Consider the following 16522-nt stretch of genomic DNA (forward strand, 5'->3'; position numbering starts at 1 on the left):
TGAACCGCTGCACTATATGGTTTTGCGGCGACGACGGACAATGTCCGCGTTGATTCGGCAGGAAATTCGATAATGGCTCAAGCTCTTCCGGCGCATAACAGTCACGCAAACGTGTCGCCGCAGACTTATCCGCCGCGTTCGGCGGTTTTCGGCTGGATTTTGTTCGACTGGGCCGCGCAGCCTTATTTCACCCTGATCACCACGTTCGTATTCGCGCCGTACTTTGCCTCGCGTGTCGCATCCGATCCGGTCACGGGACAGGCGAGTTGGGGATATGCGACCGCCGCTGCGGGCCTCGTCATCGCGATGCTGTCGCCGGTGCTTGGCGCAATCGCCGATGCCGGCGGTCGCCGCAAGCCCTGGATCGCGGCATTCGGTACGCTTCTCGTGATCGGTTCGTCGCTGATGTGGATCGGCAAACCCGGCGATCCGGCGATCATCGTGCCGTTGCTGATCGCTTACGGGATCGCGACCGTCGGCGTCGAATTCGCAACGGTGTTCAACAACGCGATGATGCCGACACTGGTCCCGCCGGAGCGCATCGGGCGATTGTCAGGCACCGGATGGGCCACCGGCTATATTGGCGGAATTCTCAGTTTGATCCTCGTGCTCGGCTTCATGGCTGCAAATCCGGTCACCGGCAAAACGCTGTTCGGTCTCACGCCGATCTTCGGTCTCGATCCCGCAACGTTTCAGGGCGACCGGCTCACCGGGCCGCTGACCGCGGTCTGGTTCATGATCTTCGTACTGCCGATGTTTCTGTTCACGCCTGACCACGCGGCGAAAGCGCCTGCGCGCGGTGCTGTGCGCGAAGGCCTGCGTGAACTGCGCGAGACGCTGGCGCGATTACCGAAAACACCATCCATGCTCGCGTTTCTGATCGCGAACATGATCTACATGGACGGCCTCGTGTCGCTGTTCGCGTTCGGCGGCATCTATGCCGCAGGGACCTTCGGCTGGAACACGATCCAGATCGGCACCTTCGGCATTCTGCTGGCGATCTCCGGCACCATCGGTGCGTGGCTCGGCGGCCGGCTTGATGACAAATTAGGGCCGAAAACAGTTGTCGCGGGCAGCCTGCTGATTCTTCTCGGCGCGATTGTCGGAATACTGCTGATCGATCGCGATGCGATCTTCTTCATTCCGGTGACGCCGCCGGTGCCGAACGGGCCGTTGTTCGCAGCACCCGCTGAAAAAGCCTATCTCGCGCTCGGATTCCTGATCGGCCTTGCGGCAGGCCCGATGCAGGCGGCGTCGCGCACCATGCTGATCAGGCTCGCACCGAAAGATCGCATCACGCAATGCTTCGGACTGTTTGCCCTGACAGGGAAAGTCACGTCGTTCTTCGGACCGCTGCTGATCGGTATCGTGACGGACGTGGCCGACAGCCAGAAGGCCGGAATGGCCGTTCTGGTGCTGTTTTTCGCCGGCGGCCTCGCCCTTCTGATGCGGGTGAAGGCCCAGTCGGTTCGCGCGCTTCCGGCTTAGTGCTTGAAGTGCCTCGTGCCAGTGAAGACCATGGCAATGCCATGGGCATCGGCGGCCTCGATTACTTCGTTGTCACGCATTGAGCCGCCGGGCTGAACCACAGCCGTTGCGCCGGCCTCGATTGCGACCAGCAAGCCGTCCGCGAACGGGAAGAAGGCGTCGGATGCCACCACCGACCCCTTGGTCATGGGTGCTGCGAGCCCAAGCTCCTTCGCGGCATCTTCCGCCTTGCGAGCGGCGATGCGGGCCGAATCCACCCGGCTCATCTGCCCGGCGCCGATGCCGACGGTGGCGAGATTCTTTGCGTAAATGATGGTGTTTGACTTGACGTGCTTGGCGACACGGAAGGCGAAGCGCAGATCGTTCAGTTCGGCATCGGTCGGTGCGCGCTTGGTGACGGTCTTGAAAGTCATATCATCGACCACCGCATTGTCGCGCGTCTGCACCAGAAGGCCGCCCGCGACCGTCTTCGTGGTCAGTCCCGCGGCGCGCGGATCGGGCAGGCCGCCGGCCAGCAGCAGGCGCAGGTTCTTGCGCTTGCCGATAATGGCGATGGCTTCATCCGTCGCATCCGGCGCGATGATCACCTCCGTGAAGATTCCTGCGACGGCATTGGCCGCGTCGGCGTCGAGCGTGCGATTGAACGCAATGATGCCGCCATAGGCCGATGTCGAGTCGCAGGCCAGCGCCTTGCGATAGGCTTCGGCAAGGTCCTTGCCCTCGGCGACGCCGCAGGGATTGGCGTGCTTGACGATGACGCAGGCTGCGGTGCGCTTCGCATCGAACTCGGCGATGGCCTCATAGGCCGCATCGGTGTCGTTGATGTTGTTGTAGGACAGCTCCTTGCCCTGAAGCTGGCGCGCGGTGGCGACGCCGAAGCGGCGGTCGGGAGTCTTGTAGAACGATGCCTGCTGATGCGGGTTCTCGCCATAGCGCAGCGCCTGGATCAGCTTGCCGCCGAAAGCGCGGAAATCAGGCGCATCGATCTTGAGCTGATCGGCGAACCAGTTCGAGATCGCCGCGTCGTAAGCGGCGGTTCGTGCATAGGCCTTCTGCGCAAGTTTTTTGCGCAGGGTGAGCGTGGTTGCGCCCTGGTTGGCGGCGAGTTCATCCAGCACCGCCTGATAGTCGGACGCCTCAACGACGACGGCGACATCGTGATGATTCTTCGCCGCCGCGCGGATCATCGCCGGGCCGCCGATGTCGATGTTCTCGATGCAGTCGTCCTCGGACGCACCTTTGTCCACCGTCGCTTCGAACGGATAGAGGTTGACCACCAGAAGATCGATCGGCGCGATGCCGTGTTCCTTCATGCTGCGGGCGTGATCGGCGTTGTCGCGGATCGCCAGCAATCCGCCGTGCACGTTCGGGTGCAGTGTCTTCACCCGGCCATCCATCATCTCGGGGAAACCGGTCAGGTCCGACACGTCCCGCACCTTGAGGCCGGCATCCGCAATGGCCTTGGCGGTGCCGCCGGTGGAGACCAGTTCGATGCCGTGACCGGCGAGCGCGCGGGCGAATTCGATCAGCCCGGATTTGTCGGAAACGGAGAGGAGTGCGCGCGCAATGCGGCGCGGGTGGTCAGCCATAAGGTGCATCCTGGTTCGGATAGGTGTTGCTCGCCGGGTAGCATGGTTTTTCGCCCGGCAAAACCACCAATCCACGCACTTTTCGCAACGATTTTTGCCGCTTTTTCGATCCGTTCCGGGCTCGCGGCGGGGACGTGCGCCTACAGCGGCAGTTCCGGCTCGCGCCTGGCGTCGCGGCGGGCACTGGTCACCGCTGCCGAGGCGGAGGAGCGGGTGAAGCTCCAGCGGATGGTCGGCGAGTCCTTCCGATTCTGCCGGATCACGATCTGGGCGGTGCGGCGCGGCCCGTCGGAGCCTGCCAGGAAGACGCTGTCTTCAAGGTCGACCTTGTCGTTCACCGCCTCGAACGTCCACACGTCGCGGTTGGGCAGGACGAGCATCACGCCGCGGGCATCGGACAGGCGGCTGGCCTTCACCGCCGGATGCAGATGAAACCGCAGTACGTAATCGTCGGGCTTGTTGCGCGTCGAGGAACCGGATGCGTTCAGCAGCGTGTCCTCGCCCTCGAGTCGGCTGCCGTCGTTGGACAGCGTCAGACTGCGCTGATGCACGACGCCGAACTGCCGTGCATAGGCGTCATGGGTTGCGGTCAACTGGACGCCGTCGTTCGCGGCCTCGCGAAACACGCCGACATTGGATGGCCCGCTGACGATCGGCGCGCCCTGCAGCATCCGCTTCATCGCCGGAAGTTCAATGAACTGGCACGACGACGTCTCGTGGCAGGTCAGGGTCGAATGCGCAGCGGTTGAGCGCGCGAAGGCGCGCCAGTTGTCGCGGCCGGTTGAAGGAATGCCGCAATTCACCACGATGCGGCCTGTGCCGGACGACAGTTCGAACGACAGGCAGCCCGCATGGGCGTCGCGGCTCACTGCCGGTGGCGGTGGTGCGCCGGTGTCCATGATGACGGCGGTGTTGCCGGCATCGAGGCGCTGGAAGCCCGAATGCGGCATATTCGACATCGGAATGCCGTGAGTGTCGTCATAGGCCAGCAATGTCGCGAGCAGGCCGGACGGCGCGCTGCTCATGCCGTTGAACAGCGCGAAGCTGCCGTCGCCGTGGCGGAAGAAGCGCAGCATCGGCATCATGCGGTCGATGGCGTTCAGCAATGCCGGAGGCGGCGCGATGTTGCGGGCGGCGAACGTCTGGCGCAGCGGCAGCAGATCGGGCAGCAGTTCGATCAATGCGCCGGGATTGCGCGAAATGTGCCCGCCGTCGGGGAGCAATTGCCGCTGCAGTTCGTCCGACAGTTTGCGCGAGGAGGTGCGGATATGCTTGGCCTGATTGGCGAGGCACAGCGATGCGTAACATAGCGCGATCAGCACCTGGAGACGCGGCACGCCGTCGGGAATATCCACCATCGTGTAGCGCAGATAGCGGATCTCGCGGGTCAGACTGCGCAGGAAACGGCGATAGAATTTCCCGTCGGCGTCGTTCAGCACCAGCGGCGCCTGCGAGAGCAGCGAAATTACGCGCCGCGCCAGCACGTCGGCGCGCCAGCCCGCGCCGCGTTTGCGGATCGGCTTTGAAATCCAGTCGTCGATCAGGGCGCGCGCATTGGCGCGGGTGATGGCGGAATCTGCGGCGCGCAGATGGCGCAGCCAGCCAAAGCCGAGCAGATTGGCTTCCCAGTCTTCCGACGGCGGATCGAGTTCGAAGATCGACCGGCCGTGCGAGGTGACGATCTTTCCGGCGAAGACGAAACGTCCGGCATAGATTTCCGACGCGCGGGTGGCATCCACGGTGCGAAGATCATTCGGTGCGATCAGCAGCCGATCGGTGCGGCCCGGCCAGAAGCGCGACAGCGCGACAGACTTGCCGCTGGCGCGTGCGAGTACGTTCCGCGCGGCGCGGCCAAGCAAAAGAGACGAGATGCGTCGTCGGTAAGCGACCGCCACGTGCGCCCTTGTCCTGAATCACGCCGGTGGCCGGGTTAAAGGCCCGTTGCCGAACGCGATCGTTCCCCACAAAACGGAGCATTCCTCCCCCGAAACTCACGCCGGCGACGAGCACGCCATACCGTGAGGGAATCTCCGCGACTCTTTGTAGTCCGGAAATGCCTGTAAGGCACCCCCGACGCAACCCCGGGGAAGCCCATTGACCCGGGCATGTGGATCACGAGCGTTTGGCGGTTGCCGCGAATCACATGCGGGTCGGTATTCGACTCAGGATTTGATGAGACGGGCGGCGTAGAATCCATCGAGACCGCCGAGTCGCGAATCGGCATGGGCGAGATGCGAGGGCAGGGTGCGGATATCGCCGTCCGGTGTGAGAACCTCGTCCAGCCCGGCCACTTCATCGCGGCTGACAGGCGCGCGGCGCAGGCCTGATTCGGCCGCAAGGACGCTTGCGATCGCCTGTTCGCCTTCCTCGGGCTCAAGCGAGCAGGTGCAGTAGACCAGAGTTCCACCGGGCTTGAGCAATGTAGCCGCTTTTTGCAGCATGCGTTTCTGCACGGCGGCCAGCGCGCCGATGTCGGTTTCCTGTTTCAGCCATGCGACATCGGGATGACGCCGGATCGTTCCGGTCGCAGCACACGGTGCATCGATCAGTACGCCGTCGAACAGTTCGCCTGCCGGCGGCTGCCATTCGATCGCGTCAGCCACTGCGGTGCCTGCCTCGAGAGAGAGCCGCGCCAGATTTTCGCGCAGGCGCGCGATGCGGTTCGGCGAGCGGTCGACCGCCGTGACCCGTGCGCCGGCATGGACCAGTTGCGCGGTCTTGCCGCCGGGCGCCGCGCACAGATCGGCGATGGCCTTGTCTTTAACGTCACCGAACAGCCGGGCCGGGATCGCGGCGGCGGCATCCTGCACCCACCACTGGCCTTCGTTGAACCCGGGAAGCATGGTGACGGAGCCATGCAGCAATGTGCGCACGGTGCCGGTCGCGAGCGGCTCGCCATGCAACCGCGTCGCCCAGCCATCGGGATCGGACTTGACTGTGAGATCCAGCGCAGGTTCGACGCTGATTGCGGCAGCCATTGCGCGGGTCGCGTCTTCGCCGTAAGCCGCGATCCAGCGCGCGACCAGCCATGGCGGCAGATCGAGCATCTGCGATTTGACTTCGTCGATCAGCGGCTGGCCTTCACGCGCACAGCGCCGGAGCACGGCGTTGACGAGACCGGCATATTTCGCCGCTCGCCGGTCCGCCTGCACAAGGCGCACCGACAGATCGACGGCGGCGTGATCGGGAACGTCCATCCACAGGATCTGTGCCGCGCCGATCAGCAATGCGCTCTGCGCACGCGGCGCATCGCTCGGAATGCCGCGATCGAGCAGCCGCGACAGGACGTGGCCGAGCGTGCCGAGCCGCCGCAGAATCGTCGCAACCAGCCGGCGCATCAGCGCGCGATCGCGATCCGCCAGCGTTTTCAGTCCGGGATGCGCACCCGGACCGTCGAGCTGATCGTCGAGCATGCGATGCTTGTGCAGCACACCGTCGAGAATATCGGCCGCGATCCTGCGCGCTGCGAGGCCGGGCACCTCGGTGGGCGGGACAAATCTCGAAGGCTTCATGCGTGAAAAAACATTCGCTGGGAGGAGAAACGCGACAAATGTCGAACCGGACATGACGTCGTGCCATCGGAATATGCCAAATGTAAGAATTGGTCCGTTTCTGAATCGCCTTGTCTGAAACATCTTTGGAAAATGTGAGCTGGTTCACGGACAGATGGCTCGCCTGCGTCAGACTGCATCGGCCACAGGGTCTTGATCGGACGCGTTGCCGGTCTAGATTGACTTTGGCTCTGACCACCGGGAGTGTCAGCCATGACCCAAGATTCAACCCATTCCGAACCGGCCGTCGCAGGCACGGTCGTGCCGCGTAAACCGTTGTCCCCGCAGGCGCAGCGGGCGCTTGCGGAAGCCGAAGAGCGGCGATCCAGAGCCGCGCAGGACAACACCGCTCTCGCAAAAGAGGTTCAGGGCCCCAAAGGGCTGGAGCCGACCCGATACGGGGATTGGGAGCACAAGGGGCTTTGTTCGGATTTCTGACCGTACGCACGACTACGGATGCGCCGGTTCCGCGCTTGCGGGCAGGGGTCTTTTGATCCTATTCTAGGCATATGTTCCTAGATCGGTCACTTCATCGGGTACCCCGGCATCCGTACCACGGTTCACCGCCCTGGCTGCTTGGCCTGATTTTTGTCGCCGGCATCGCAACTGGAACTGTGGTTCCGCTCAAGGATCATTTGCCCGGGGCGCGCTCCTCCACCGCGTCCGCGAATCCTTCAGCATCGAGCCGGGCCCAACAGCCCGCACCTCAGACATGGAGCCGTGACGGCAATCCGGGCGTGCGTCATTCCGTCGAGGTGGTGCGCGTGGTCGACGGCGACACATTCGAGGCGCGCGTTCATCTGTGGCCCGGACTGGAAATGACGACACGGGTCCGGCTTCGCGGCATCGATGCGCCGGAAATGAAAGGCGCCTGCGCGGAAGAATTCCGGATGGCGGAAGCGTCGAGCGAAGCGCTGCGTGCGCTGCTTGCCGACGGCGATGTTGCGATCTTCAATATCGGTCCCGACAAATACAACGGACGCGTCGTCGCCGATGCCGCGACGCGTCGAACGCCGAACGTTTCCGGTGCATTGCTCGCATCGGGCCATGCGCGTCCATACCAGGGCGGCAAGCGCGGCGGCTGGTGTTGGCTATCCGCCAGATAAGAACTGGCTCTGGTAAGAGTTTCCAGTTGTCATTGCGAGGAGCGTAGCGACGAAGCAATCCAGCTTCTCTCTCAAGAGTGGATTGCTTCGCTTCGCTCGCAATGACGGTGGGAGACGTCGCCGGCCAATAAAAAAGCCGCGTCATGACGCGGCTTTTTGCATTCCCGGAAACGGGACCTCAGCGCGAGGTGACCACCACCGGCGTGCCGACCTCGACGCGCTCGAACAGATCGCTGATGTCCTGATTGTACATCCGCACACAGCCGTAAGAGACATAGCCGCCGACAGAGTTCGGACGGTTGGTGCCGTGGATCGCGTATTCGCCGCCGGCCAGCGTCATGGCGGCGACGCCCATCGGATTGGATGGTGAGCCGCCGGGAATGACGTCCGGGATGCTCGGATTGTCGCGCTTCACGTCCGCAGGCGGCGACCATGCCGGCTGACGATATTTTCCATCAATGCGGGTGGCGCCGGCCCACTGCTTGCCGGCCTTGCCGACACCGACCGGGTAGCGCAACGCGCGTCCCTCGCCGAGGACAAGGTAGAGTCTGCGTTCGTTGGTCTTCACCACAATGGTGCCCGGCGCATAGCCGTCGGGAGAGGCCACCAGCGATGGCGCAGCCTGCGCCGCGGTTCCTGACAGGCCGATGGCCATGGTGACGGTGAAAGCCACCGCGAGTTGATGCAACATTGCAACCTCCAAAACACTTTCAAGCATCGCAGGCCCATGCATGGCCGCGGAACCCTGATCGAATTCGCCAGTCTGGGGCAGAGGCTTCAACAGGCGGTTTCCGCGAACCCCATGGGCGGATCGAACGCGACCTTAAGAAGAAAATTCCCGCGGCAAAGTAAATGCCCGGAAAACAACACCCGCGCCCAAAGGCGGCGGGAACGGGTGACATTTTTGTGAGTGTGGCCGATGGCGCTCAGGCGAGCGTGAAGGCTTCGTGCACCGCGGACTGCACCGCGCCGCCGGTAACGGCGCCGCCGCCCGCGACATAGATCCAGTCGCCGATCGTCACCGCGCCGACCGCATGACGCGGCGTCGGCATCGGTGCGTGGCTTTGCCATGTGTCGGTCTTCGGATCGTAGCTCTCCATCTGGCCGAACACCTTGCCTTGCGTGATCTGGCCTTTGGAGATGAGACCGGCTTCGCCGCCCATTGCGAACAGCCGGTCGCGGTACACCACAAGCCCGTGACCCGAGCGCGTGGTCGGCAATGGCGCACGCGTCTCCCATGTGTCGCGGTCCGGCAGGTACACATGATGCAGTTCGGTGTTGTATTCGAAGGTGTTGAAACGCCCGCCGACGATGTGAATGAGTCCATTGTACGCGACGCAGCCGACATGATCGCGTGCACCGGGCAGCGCTTTCAGCGTCGTCCATTTGTCGGTCTTCGGATCGTAGACCTCGTGCCATCCGACGCTCGCGCGTTCCATGGTCGGTTCCGACGCGCCGCCGATCAGATGGACGCGGCCATTCAGCACCACTGCGGCACCTGCACCGCGCGGACGCGGCAGCGGCGCGATCCTGTCCCAGCGATTGGCCGCGACGTCGTAGGCGTAGGCGTTGTGATCGGGATTGCGATTCTGTTCGATGAAGCCGCCGAGCGCGTAGACGCGACCGGCATCGGCGGCGACGGCGACATGGTTTGCGCCGCGCGGCAACGGCGCGCCGTCGAACCAGGCGTCCTTGGCCGGATCGTAGATGTGATGATAGGTGCGATCGACCCGGCCTTCGCCGTAACCGCCGACGATATGCGCGCGCCCCGCCCATTCGGTGGCCCATGCCATTTCGCTGCGGGGAAGCGGCAGCGCCGCGCGGGTCACCCAGCGGCCGGGCGGCCCCTGTGGCGCAGGGCTTTGCGTGACGCGCTGTGCCTGTTCGTCCGGCGAGATGTGATGCGGCGCGTTGGTGCGAAGGCCGGTGAAAGGTTCGGACGACGGTGGGGCCTGCGGCAGCGGCGCGTGCTGATGTTGTGTGTGCTGCGCGTGCACCGCTGTTGCGCCGAGCGCGAGCGATGCGGTCCCTGCAAGGAACGTTCTGCGATCCATGCCGGCGTCTCCTGGCGTGATTATTGTTGTTTCTTCGGCGCCTTTGACTTGGACGGCTTCACCGCCTTCTCGTCCTTTGCCTTCGGCTCTTTGGGGCACGCGCCGATATAGTCGAGCTGAACCCTGGCCTTCTGGCGCTCGCAATCATTTGCGTAGGTCTTGCCGTTGCAGCCGCAAACCGGCCGGTGGATCTGCATGCAGAAGGCCGGCGCCTTGTCGCATTGGCCAGCCGCATCAGCGGTCTTGCATTGACCAGCTGTCGTCTTCTGGCACCACAGGGCCGAATTGCAGGTGATGTTGGCGGCGCCGCCGCAGGCTTCGCCGAGATTGGCCGCGTTTGTTTGTCCCGGCCCGACCGCCATGCCGAGCATGGCGATCAGGAATACAACAGTCAGGCGAGTGAGGGGCATTCGCAAGGAAGACCTCCGGCGCTACCCCAGCGTCAGGCGCTGGCCTTCTTATTCTGCCGGTTATGTACCAGATCGTCCACCACCGCGGGATCGGCCAGCGTCGATGTGTCGCCGAGCGCGCCGGATTCGTCTTCCGCGATCTTGCGCAGGATGCGGCGCATGATCTTGCCGGAGCGCGTTTTCGGCAGGCCCGGGGCAAACTGGATCAGATCCGGCGAGGCGATCGGGCCGATGTCCTTGCGCACCCACGCGACCAGTTCCTTGCGCAGCGTCTCGGTCGGCTCGACGCCCTTCATCAGCGTCACATAGGCGTAGATGCCCTGACCCTTGATGTCGTGCGGGTAGCCGACCACGGCGGCTTCCGACACCGCATCATGCGCGACCAGCGAGCTTTCGACTTCCGCCGTGCCCATGCGGTGGCCCGATACGTTGATGACGTCATCGACGCGGCCGGTGATCCAGTAATAGCCATCGGCATCGCGGCGGCAGCCGTCGCCGGTGAAGTACTTGTTCTTGTAGGTCGAGAAATAGGTCTGTTCGAAACGCGCGTGATCGCCGTAGACCGTACGCATCTGGCCAGGCCACGATTTGGCAATGCAGAGATTTCCCTGCGCCTCGCCCTCGAGAACCTTGCCGTCGGCATCGACGATTTCAGGCACCACGCCGAAGAACGGCTTTGTCGCCGAACCCGGTTTCTGCGCAATCGCGCCGGGCAGCGGCGTAATGAGAATGCCGCCGGTCTCGGTCTGCCACCAGGTATCGACAATCGGGCAACGGCCATCGCCGACCACGCGGTGATACCACTCCCAAGCTTCAGGATTGATCGGCTCGCCGACCGAACCGAGCAGGCGCAAGCTGGCGCGCGAGGTCTTCTTCACCGGATCGTCGCCGGATTGCATCAGGGCGCGGATCGCGGTCGGTGCGGTGTAGAAGATATTGACCTTGTGCTTGTCGACCACGTTCCAGAACCGGGAATTGTCCGGATAGTTCGGCACGCCTTCGAACATCAGTGTGGTGGCGCCGTTGGCGAGCGGTCCATACAGAATGTAGCTGTGGCCGGTGACCCAGCCCACGTCCGCCGTGCACCAGTAGATGTCGCCCTCGTGATAGTCGAAGACGTACTGATGCGTCATCGAGGCGAAGGTGAGATAGCCGCCGGTGGTGTGCAGCACGCCCTTGGGCTGACCGGTCGAACCAGATGTGTAGAGAATGAACAGCGGATCTTCCGCGTTCATCGGCTCAACCGGACAATCGGTGTCGACCATTGCCGCGGCTTCGTGATGCCAGACGTCGCGCACCGGGTCCATCTCGACTTTGCCGCCGGTGCGCTTCACCACGACAACCCAGTCGACGCCCCCGACCTTGGCGATGGCCGCGTCGAGGTTGGCCTTGAGCGGCACCTTCTTGCCGCCGCGCAGACCCTCGTCGGCCGTGATGACGACGTTGGATTTGCAGTCCTTGATGCGCTGCGCCAGCGAGTCGGGCGAAAAGCCGCCGAACACCACCGAATGGATCGCGCCGATCCGCGCGCAGGCCAGCATCGCGTAGGCCGCTTCCGGAATCATCGGCAGGTAGATGGTGACGCGATCGCCTTTCTTGACGTTCCGCAGCCGCAGGATGTTGGCCATCTTGCAGACTTCGTCGTGCAGTTCGCGATAGGTGATCTTCTTCGATTCCGACGGATCGTCGCCTTCCCAGATGATCGCGGTCTGATCGCCGCGCGTCTCGAGATGACGGTCGACGCAGTTATAGGCCGCGTTCAGGACGCCGTCCTCGAACCACTTGATCGAGATGTTGCCCGGCGCGAACGAGACGTTCTCGACCTTGGTGAAAGGCTCAATCCAGTCGAGGCGGCGGGAGGCTTCGTCAGCCCAGAAGCCGTTGGGGTCCTTGACCGAACGCGCGTACATCTCGCGGTACTTGGCATCGTCGATAAAGGCGCGCTTCGCCCATTCCGCGGATACGTCGTAAATTTTATCGGACATGGCTTCCTCATTTCCTCCACGCAGGCCGTCCGCGTCGCAACATGCGCGCAGCTTCTTCTTGTTTTGTTATTATGCGCCTGTGCATACATCAGCGACAAGCTGCGGCAACTAGGACTTTTGTCGGACCTCGGATTTCCCAAAGCATATGAAGGGGATGACACCGGATTTCAGGCCGGCTGCAGCAGGCTCCAGACCGCAGTTTGCTTGATTTCGGCGTCCTCGAGATCGCGGGTCACCGGGACGCTGTAGTCCGCGATGCGGCGCAATTTGTCGCGGGGCAGGTAGCTGCGGCCGGGGTCGCCGATCAGCACGGTCGCGCCGCGCGCAACGTGGCCGAGCAGGAAATCGAACACGCGCTGCGCGGTGTCGCGTTCGTAAAAAATATCGCCGGCCAGGACGACATCCCAACAGCGGCCGCGCGGCTCCGCCAGCAGATCATCCTGGCATGTCGACAGCGTGACACCGTTTTCGGCGGCGTTCAGCGCTGCGGCCGCACAGGCGAATGCATCGATGTCGGCGACGGTCACCAAGGCTGCGCCGGCCTTCATCGCGGCGATGCCCACAAGGCCCGATCCGCTGGCGAGGTCGAGCACGGCCTTGCCGCGCACCAGATCCGCGTTGTCGAGGACATGACGCGCGAGCGCCTGACCGCCGGCCCATGCAAAGGCCCAGAACGGCGGCGGCAATCCGGCTTCGCCGATTTCCTCTTCGGTCTTGTGCCAGAGCGGCACGGCCTCGTCGGCCAGCAGCAGCGAAATCTCCGGCGTCAGCGGCACCGCGCGCAGCCGTGTGTTGGCGCGGATAAACGCGTCCTTGTCGGCGATGACGGGCGCGTTCACACGCCGCCCAGCTTGCAGATCAGTTTCCACTCATCCGGCTTCACGCTCTGCACCGACAGCCGGGAATACTTCACGAGATCCATCTCCGCGAGCTTCTCGTTCGTCTTGATCGCTTCAAGAGGTACAGGCTTCTTGAGGGGTTTGTCGGCGGCGATGTCGACACAGACGAACTTGGCGGTCTTGTCGGTCGGATCGGGATAGTGCTCGCGAATAACTTCGACGATGCCGACGATCTCCTTGCCTTCGTTGGAATGATAGAAAAAGGCACGGTCGCCCTTCTTCATTTTCATCATGTTGAGCTTGGCGGTGTGGTTGCGCACGCCGGTCCAGGCTTCGCCCTTGGCGCCTTTTGCGACCTGCTGATCCCACGACCATGTGGAGGGTTCGGATTTTACGAGCCAGTACGCCATTGCCGTTTCCTTTATCCCTCGGCCCTGAACGGCCGTGTCAGCAACATTTCGATCGCTTCATCGATGGTCAGGGCGCCGCCGAGAACCGCAGCGACCGCATTGGCGACCGGCATTTCAATATTCTTTTCGCTGGCGAGTTCAATCAAGACAGGCGCGGTGAATTCGCCTTCGACCAATTTGCCGCGCGGCGGCGTCTCGCCGCGTCCGAGCGCGATGCCGTAGGAAAAGTTGCGCGATTGGGAACTGGAACAGGACAGCAGCAGGTCGCCGAGCCCCGACAATCCCGCGATCGTCTCGGGCCTGGCGCCGCAGGCAACGCCGAGCCGCATCAGTTCCGCGAAACCGCGGGTGGTCAGCGCCGCCAGCGCCGATGCGCCGAGCTGTTTGCCGGCCACGATCCCGGCGGCGATCGCCAGCACGTTCTTGGCCGCGCCGCCGATCTCGACACCGCGCACATCCGTTGAATGATAGGGGCGGAATGTCGCCGATCCGAGTGCCTGGACCAGCGCTTTGGCAAGCTGCTCGTCGCCGGTTGCAAGCGTGACGGCCGTCGGCAGTCCGCGTGCGACATCGACGTCGAAACTCGGTCCGGACAGAATCGCGGGAACGGCGCGCGGCAGAACCTCTGCGACGATCTGCGTCATGAACCGATGTGTGCCGCGCTCGATGCCCTTGGCGCAGATGATGACGGGTGTATCCGGTGCAAGATGAGGCGCGAGCGCCGTCGCTGCCTGCCGCAGGCTTTGCGCAGGCGTGACCAGCAGCATGGCGCTGGCTTTTCCGGCTTCGGCAAGATCGCTGGTGACAGAGACCGTCTTCGCGAGCTGGATGCCCGGCAGTTTCGGATTCTCGCGGGTGCGCGCAATCGTTTCGGCCGCGGCGCTATCGCGGGCGTAAAGAACGACATCGCGTCCGGCGCGTGCCGCGGCGTTCGCAAGCGCCGTGCCCCACGCCCCGGCGCCGACAATCGAAATGCTTTGATGTGCGATCATGGTCGATAACTTTGGAGCACGATTTTTTCCGAAAGCCGGTTTCCACTTTTCGGCATCATGCCTAGTGCCTCGCACGCGTGTTGGCGAATTTCGCCGGTGTCGATGCCGTTTCATCGAGCCGCCAGCGGGCGCGGGGTGCGGTTTCCATGGCGTCCACCATCCGAAGCGCAAGACGTTCCGCGCCGGCCCAGGCGATCATCGCGCCGTTGTCGGTGCAGAGCGCCGGCGGCGGAACAATCAGCATGGTCTGGGCGCGGGCCGCGATGTCATGCAACGCACTGCGGATCGCGAGATTGGAGGCAACGCCTCCGGCCGCGACCAGCGCGCGGGGCGGGCCGAATTTTTCCTGAAACAGGCGCAGCCCGACGCTGATCCGGTCGGCGGTGAGGTCGAGCACGGCAGCCTGAAATCCGGCGCACAGATCGGCCACGTCCTGCGGCTCGAGCGGCATCAGGCGCGTTGCTTCATTACGCACGGCGGTCTTCAGCCCGGAGAGCGAGAAATTCGCGTCAGGCCGCCCCACCATGGGACGCGGAAACACGAAGCGCTCCGGATTGCCGTGCGCGGCAGCGCGCTCGACCTGCGGCCCGCCGGGATAAGGCAGGTCCAGCATCTTCGCGACCTTGTCGAAGGCTTCGCCCATGGCGTCATCGACCGTGGTGCCAAGCCGGACATACTTTCCGACGCCGAGCACCGCCACGATCTGGGTGTGGCCACCCGATGCGAGAAACAGGCAATAGGGAAACATCAGGGGCACGTTGAGGCGAGGGGTCAGCGCATGCGCCTCAAGATGGTTGACCGCGATCAGCGGCGTGTTGTGAACCAGCGAGATCGCCTTCGCCGTGGTCAGGCCGACGATCACGCCGCCGATCAGGCCGGGACCTGCCGCCGCGGCGACGGCGCTGAGATCGCCGAAGCCGACATTCGCCTCTTTCATCGCTGCGCGGATAATACCGTCGAGCATGTCGACATGGGCGCGGGCGGCAATCTCCGGCACAACGCCGCCGAACGGTGCATGTTCATCGATCTGCGAGCGCACGATGTTGGACAGAATTCGCCCCGATCCGTCGCGCTGCCGTTCGATCACGGCGGCCGCGGTCTCATCGCAGGTGGTCTCGATCCCCAACACCAGCTTGCCTGCCAATTTGGTCCCTGCTTTCTTCCAGCTCTTGCTTCGATCGCCGATCCGGCGTCATTCAAGGGGTTCATAACGTGGAATCGTCAGGCGGGCTATCGTGATTCAGCACAGCATCGACCCGCGCGGAGCATCTTGAATGGCCATTCTTGTGACACGTCCCGTTCCGGACAATGAGAGAACGGCGGCTGCCCTGCGGGCGCGGGGCTATGACGCGCTGTTGTCGCCAATGCTGCGGTTCGAGGAAATTCCGTTTCATGATGAAGACGACGCGGTTTATGACGCCGTGATCGTGACCAGCGCCAATGCGATCCGCGCCATCCTGGATCACTCTTCCCGCACCCATCTGTTCGGACTGCCCGCCTTCGCGGTCGGGGAGCATACCGCGTCCGCCGCGCGAGCGGCAGGGTTCCGTGAGGTCGCCAGCGCGCAGGGCAACGCGCAATCGCTCGTCGATCTTGTCATCAAGACGCTGAAGAAAGGGGCGACGCTTTGCTATCTCGCCGGCGCCGACCTCGCGCACGATCTTGCCGCCGATCTTGGTGCGCGCGGATTTACGGTGATCACCCATACGACCTACCGGATGATTCCGGTGACCGGATTTGCCGCGCGCGTCGGTGATGCGTTCCGCGCGGGCGGGATTCAGGCGGTGTTGCATTATTCCCGGCGCAGCGCGCGCGCCTATCTTGATGCGGCGCGGGCAGACGGCGTTGAAATTTCTGCCCTCGCGGTGCCGCAATGTTGCATCTCCGAGACGGTGGCGGGTTTGCTTCGCGAGTCGGGGGCAACGCAGGTGGCGGTGGCGCGTACGCCGGATGAGAATGCGATCTTCGATGTGCTGGACAGGACGCTCAAAGCATCGTCCAACTAGCTTTCAGGTAACCGGCAGGTAACCTTCCGGATGGCTTCTGGACGCGAGCGGCGTTCGCAGAATCTGCTAGAGTCCGCCGCGAGCGTGACAGG

Annotated in this window: 15 protein-coding genes; 4 read left to right on the forward strand and 11 right to left on the reverse strand. The window is 63.7% G+C overall.

Annotated elements, in window-relative coordinates; translation table 11 throughout:
- Nucleotides 1-72 precede the first annotated feature (72 nt).
- Entirely contained in the window at nucleotides 73-1488 is a 1416-nt protein-coding gene (locus tag I554_RS0110570; RefSeq protein ID WP_024576832.1) for an MFS transporter, read from the forward strand.
- Here the strand turns inward: I554_RS0110570 and purH are convergent.
- From purH to I554_RS0110585, 3 genes are all read right to left on the reverse strand, one after another.
- Complete coding sequence (purH, locus tag I554_RS0110575; RefSeq protein ID WP_024576833.1) at nucleotides 1485-3077, reverse strand: bifunctional phosphoribosylaminoimidazolecarboxamide formyltransferase/IMP cyclohydrolase; 1593 nt, start codon at nucleotides 3075-3077, stop codon at nucleotides 1485-1487. The genes I554_RS0110570 and purH overlap by 4 nt on opposite strands.
- 140 nt (nucleotides 3078-3217) lie before the next feature.
- Nucleotides 3218-4972 carry a heparinase II/III family protein gene (locus I554_RS0110580; protein ID WP_024576834.1) on the reverse strand — a complete coding sequence of 585 codons (1755 nt, stop codon included), beginning with the start codon at nucleotides 4970-4972 and terminating at the stop codon, nucleotides 3218-3220.
- Nucleotides 4973-5239: 267 nt separating this feature from the next.
- A complete protein-coding gene (locus I554_RS0110585) occupies nucleotides 5240-6589 on the reverse strand; it encodes an RsmB/NOP family class I SAM-dependent RNA methyltransferase (protein WP_024576835.1) in 1350 nt (449 codons plus the stop codon).
- 252 nt (nucleotides 6590-6841) lie between these two features.
- On the opposite strand from I554_RS0110585, the gene I554_RS0110590 reads away from it, so the two are divergent.
- Nucleotides 6842-7066: a DUF1674 domain-containing protein gene (locus I554_RS0110590; protein WP_024576836.1), complete on the forward strand. Its 225-nt coding sequence runs from the start codon at nucleotides 6842-6844 to the stop codon at nucleotides 7064-7066.
- A 134-nt stretch (nucleotides 7067-7200) separates the two neighbouring features.
- Nucleotides 7201-7734, forward strand: coding sequence for a thermonuclease family protein (locus I554_RS27575; protein ID WP_244432736.1), 534 nt, complete (start codon nucleotides 7201-7203; stop codon nucleotides 7732-7734).
- 178 nt (nucleotides 7735-7912) lie between these two features.
- Here the strand turns inward: I554_RS27575 and I554_RS0110600 are convergent, their stop codons facing one another.
- The 8 genes from I554_RS0110600 to tsaD form a co-directional block, all read right to left on the reverse strand.
- The gene (locus tag I554_RS0110600; RefSeq protein WP_024576838.1) at nucleotides 7913-8425 is read right to left on the reverse strand and encodes a L,D-transpeptidase; all 513 of its coding nucleotides are present in this window, start codon (nucleotides 8423-8425) and stop codon (nucleotides 7913-7915) included.
- Nucleotides 8426-8660: 235 nt separating this feature from the next.
- On the reverse strand, nucleotides 8661-9788 hold the full coding sequence (locus tag I554_RS0110605; RefSeq protein WP_024576839.1) for a kelch repeat-containing protein: 1128 nt from the start codon (nucleotides 9786-9788) through the stop codon (nucleotides 8661-8663).
- 20 nt (nucleotides 9789-9808) lie between these two features.
- A complete protein-coding gene (locus I554_RS0110610) occupies nucleotides 9809-10198 on the reverse strand; it encodes a Kazal-type serine protease inhibitor family protein (RefSeq protein ID WP_024578275.1) in 390 nt (129 codons plus the stop codon).
- Between the two features lie 32 nt (nucleotides 10199-10230).
- Complete coding sequence (acs, locus tag I554_RS0110615; protein WP_024576841.1) at nucleotides 10231-12183, reverse strand: acetate--CoA ligase; 1953 nt, start codon at nucleotides 12181-12183, stop codon at nucleotides 10231-10233.
- Between the two features lie 167 nt (nucleotides 12184-12350).
- Nucleotides 12351-13022, reverse strand: a complete 672-nt coding sequence (locus tag I554_RS0110620) for a 50S ribosomal protein L11 methyltransferase (protein WP_024576842.1) — start codon at nucleotides 13020-13022, stop codon at nucleotides 12351-12353.
- Nucleotides 13019-13432, reverse strand: a complete 414-nt coding sequence (locus I554_RS0110625) for an EVE domain-containing protein (protein ID WP_024576843.1) — start codon at nucleotides 13430-13432, stop codon at nucleotides 13019-13021. Before I554_RS0110625 ends, I554_RS0110620 begins: the two co-directional genes overlap by 4 nt.
- A gap of 11 nt (nucleotides 13433-13443) precedes the next feature.
- A complete protein-coding gene (locus tag I554_RS0110630; RefSeq protein ID WP_024576844.1) occupies nucleotides 13444-14424 on the reverse strand; it encodes an NAD(P)H-dependent glycerol-3-phosphate dehydrogenase in 981 nt (326 codons plus the stop codon).
- Between the two features lie 61 nt (nucleotides 14425-14485).
- A complete protein-coding gene (gene tsaD / locus I554_RS0110635; RefSeq protein WP_029659488.1) occupies nucleotides 14486-15568 on the reverse strand; it encodes a tRNA (adenosine(37)-N6)-threonylcarbamoyltransferase complex transferase subunit TsaD in 1083 nt (360 codons plus the stop codon).
- Nucleotides 15569-15698: 130 nt separating this feature from the next.
- Here tsaD and I554_RS0110640 point away from each other — a divergent pair, with 130 nt between their 5' ends.
- The gene (locus I554_RS0110640; RefSeq protein ID WP_024576846.1) at nucleotides 15699-16430 is read left to right on the forward strand and encodes a uroporphyrinogen-III synthase; all 732 of its coding nucleotides are present in this window, start codon (nucleotides 15699-15701) and stop codon (nucleotides 16428-16430) included.
- Nucleotides 16431-16522: the final 92 nt, after the last annotated feature.

The sequence above is a fragment of the Afipia sp. OHSU_II-C1 genome (genome assembly GCF_000497575.1).
Taxonomy (GTDB): Bacteria; Pseudomonadota; Alphaproteobacteria; order Rhizobiales; family Xanthobacteraceae; genus Afipia.

Bases quoted from the DNA above. Each gene is read 5' to 3' on its own strand.
- I554_RS0110585 (WP_024576835.1), bottom strand. From the start codon at position 6,589: ATGAAGCCTTCGAGATTTGTCCCGCCCACCGAGGTGCCCGGCCTCGCA.
- I554_RS0110625 (WP_024576843.1), bottom strand. From the start codon at position 13,432: ATGGCGTACTGGCTCGTAAAATCCGAACCCTCCACATGGTCGTGGGAT.
- I554_RS0110600 (WP_024576838.1), bottom strand. From the start codon at position 8,425: ATGTTGCATCAACTCGCGGTGGCTTTCACCGTCACCATGGCCATCGGC.
- I554_RS0110610 (WP_024578275.1), bottom strand. From the start codon at position 10,198: ATGCCCCTCACTCGCCTGACTGTTGTATTCCTGATCGCCATGCTCGGC.
- I554_RS0110570 (WP_024576832.1), top strand. From the start codon at position 73: ATGGCTCAAGCTCTTCCGGCGCATAACAGTCACGCAAACGTGTCGCCG.
- I554_RS0110590 (WP_024576836.1), top strand. From the start codon at position 6,842: ATGACCCAAGATTCAACCCATTCCGAACCGGCCGTCGCAGGCACGGTC.
- acs (WP_024576841.1), bottom strand. From the start codon at position 12,183: ATGTCCGATAAAATTTACGACGTATCCGCGGAATGGGCGAAGCGCGCC.
- I554_RS0110630 (WP_024576844.1), bottom strand. From the start codon at position 14,424: ATGATCGCACATCAAAGCATTTCGATTGTCGGCGCCGGGGCGTGGGGC.
- I554_RS0110640 (WP_024576846.1), top strand. From the start codon at position 15,699: ATGGCCATTCTTGTGACACGTCCCGTTCCGGACAATGAGAGAACGGCG.
- purH (WP_024576833.1), bottom strand. From the start codon at position 3,077: ATGGCTGACCACCCGCGCCGCATTGCGCGCGCACTCCTCTCCGTTTCC.
- I554_RS0110605 (WP_024576839.1), bottom strand. From the start codon at position 9,788: ATGGATCGCAGAACGTTCCTTGCAGGGACCGCATCGCTCGCGCTCGGC.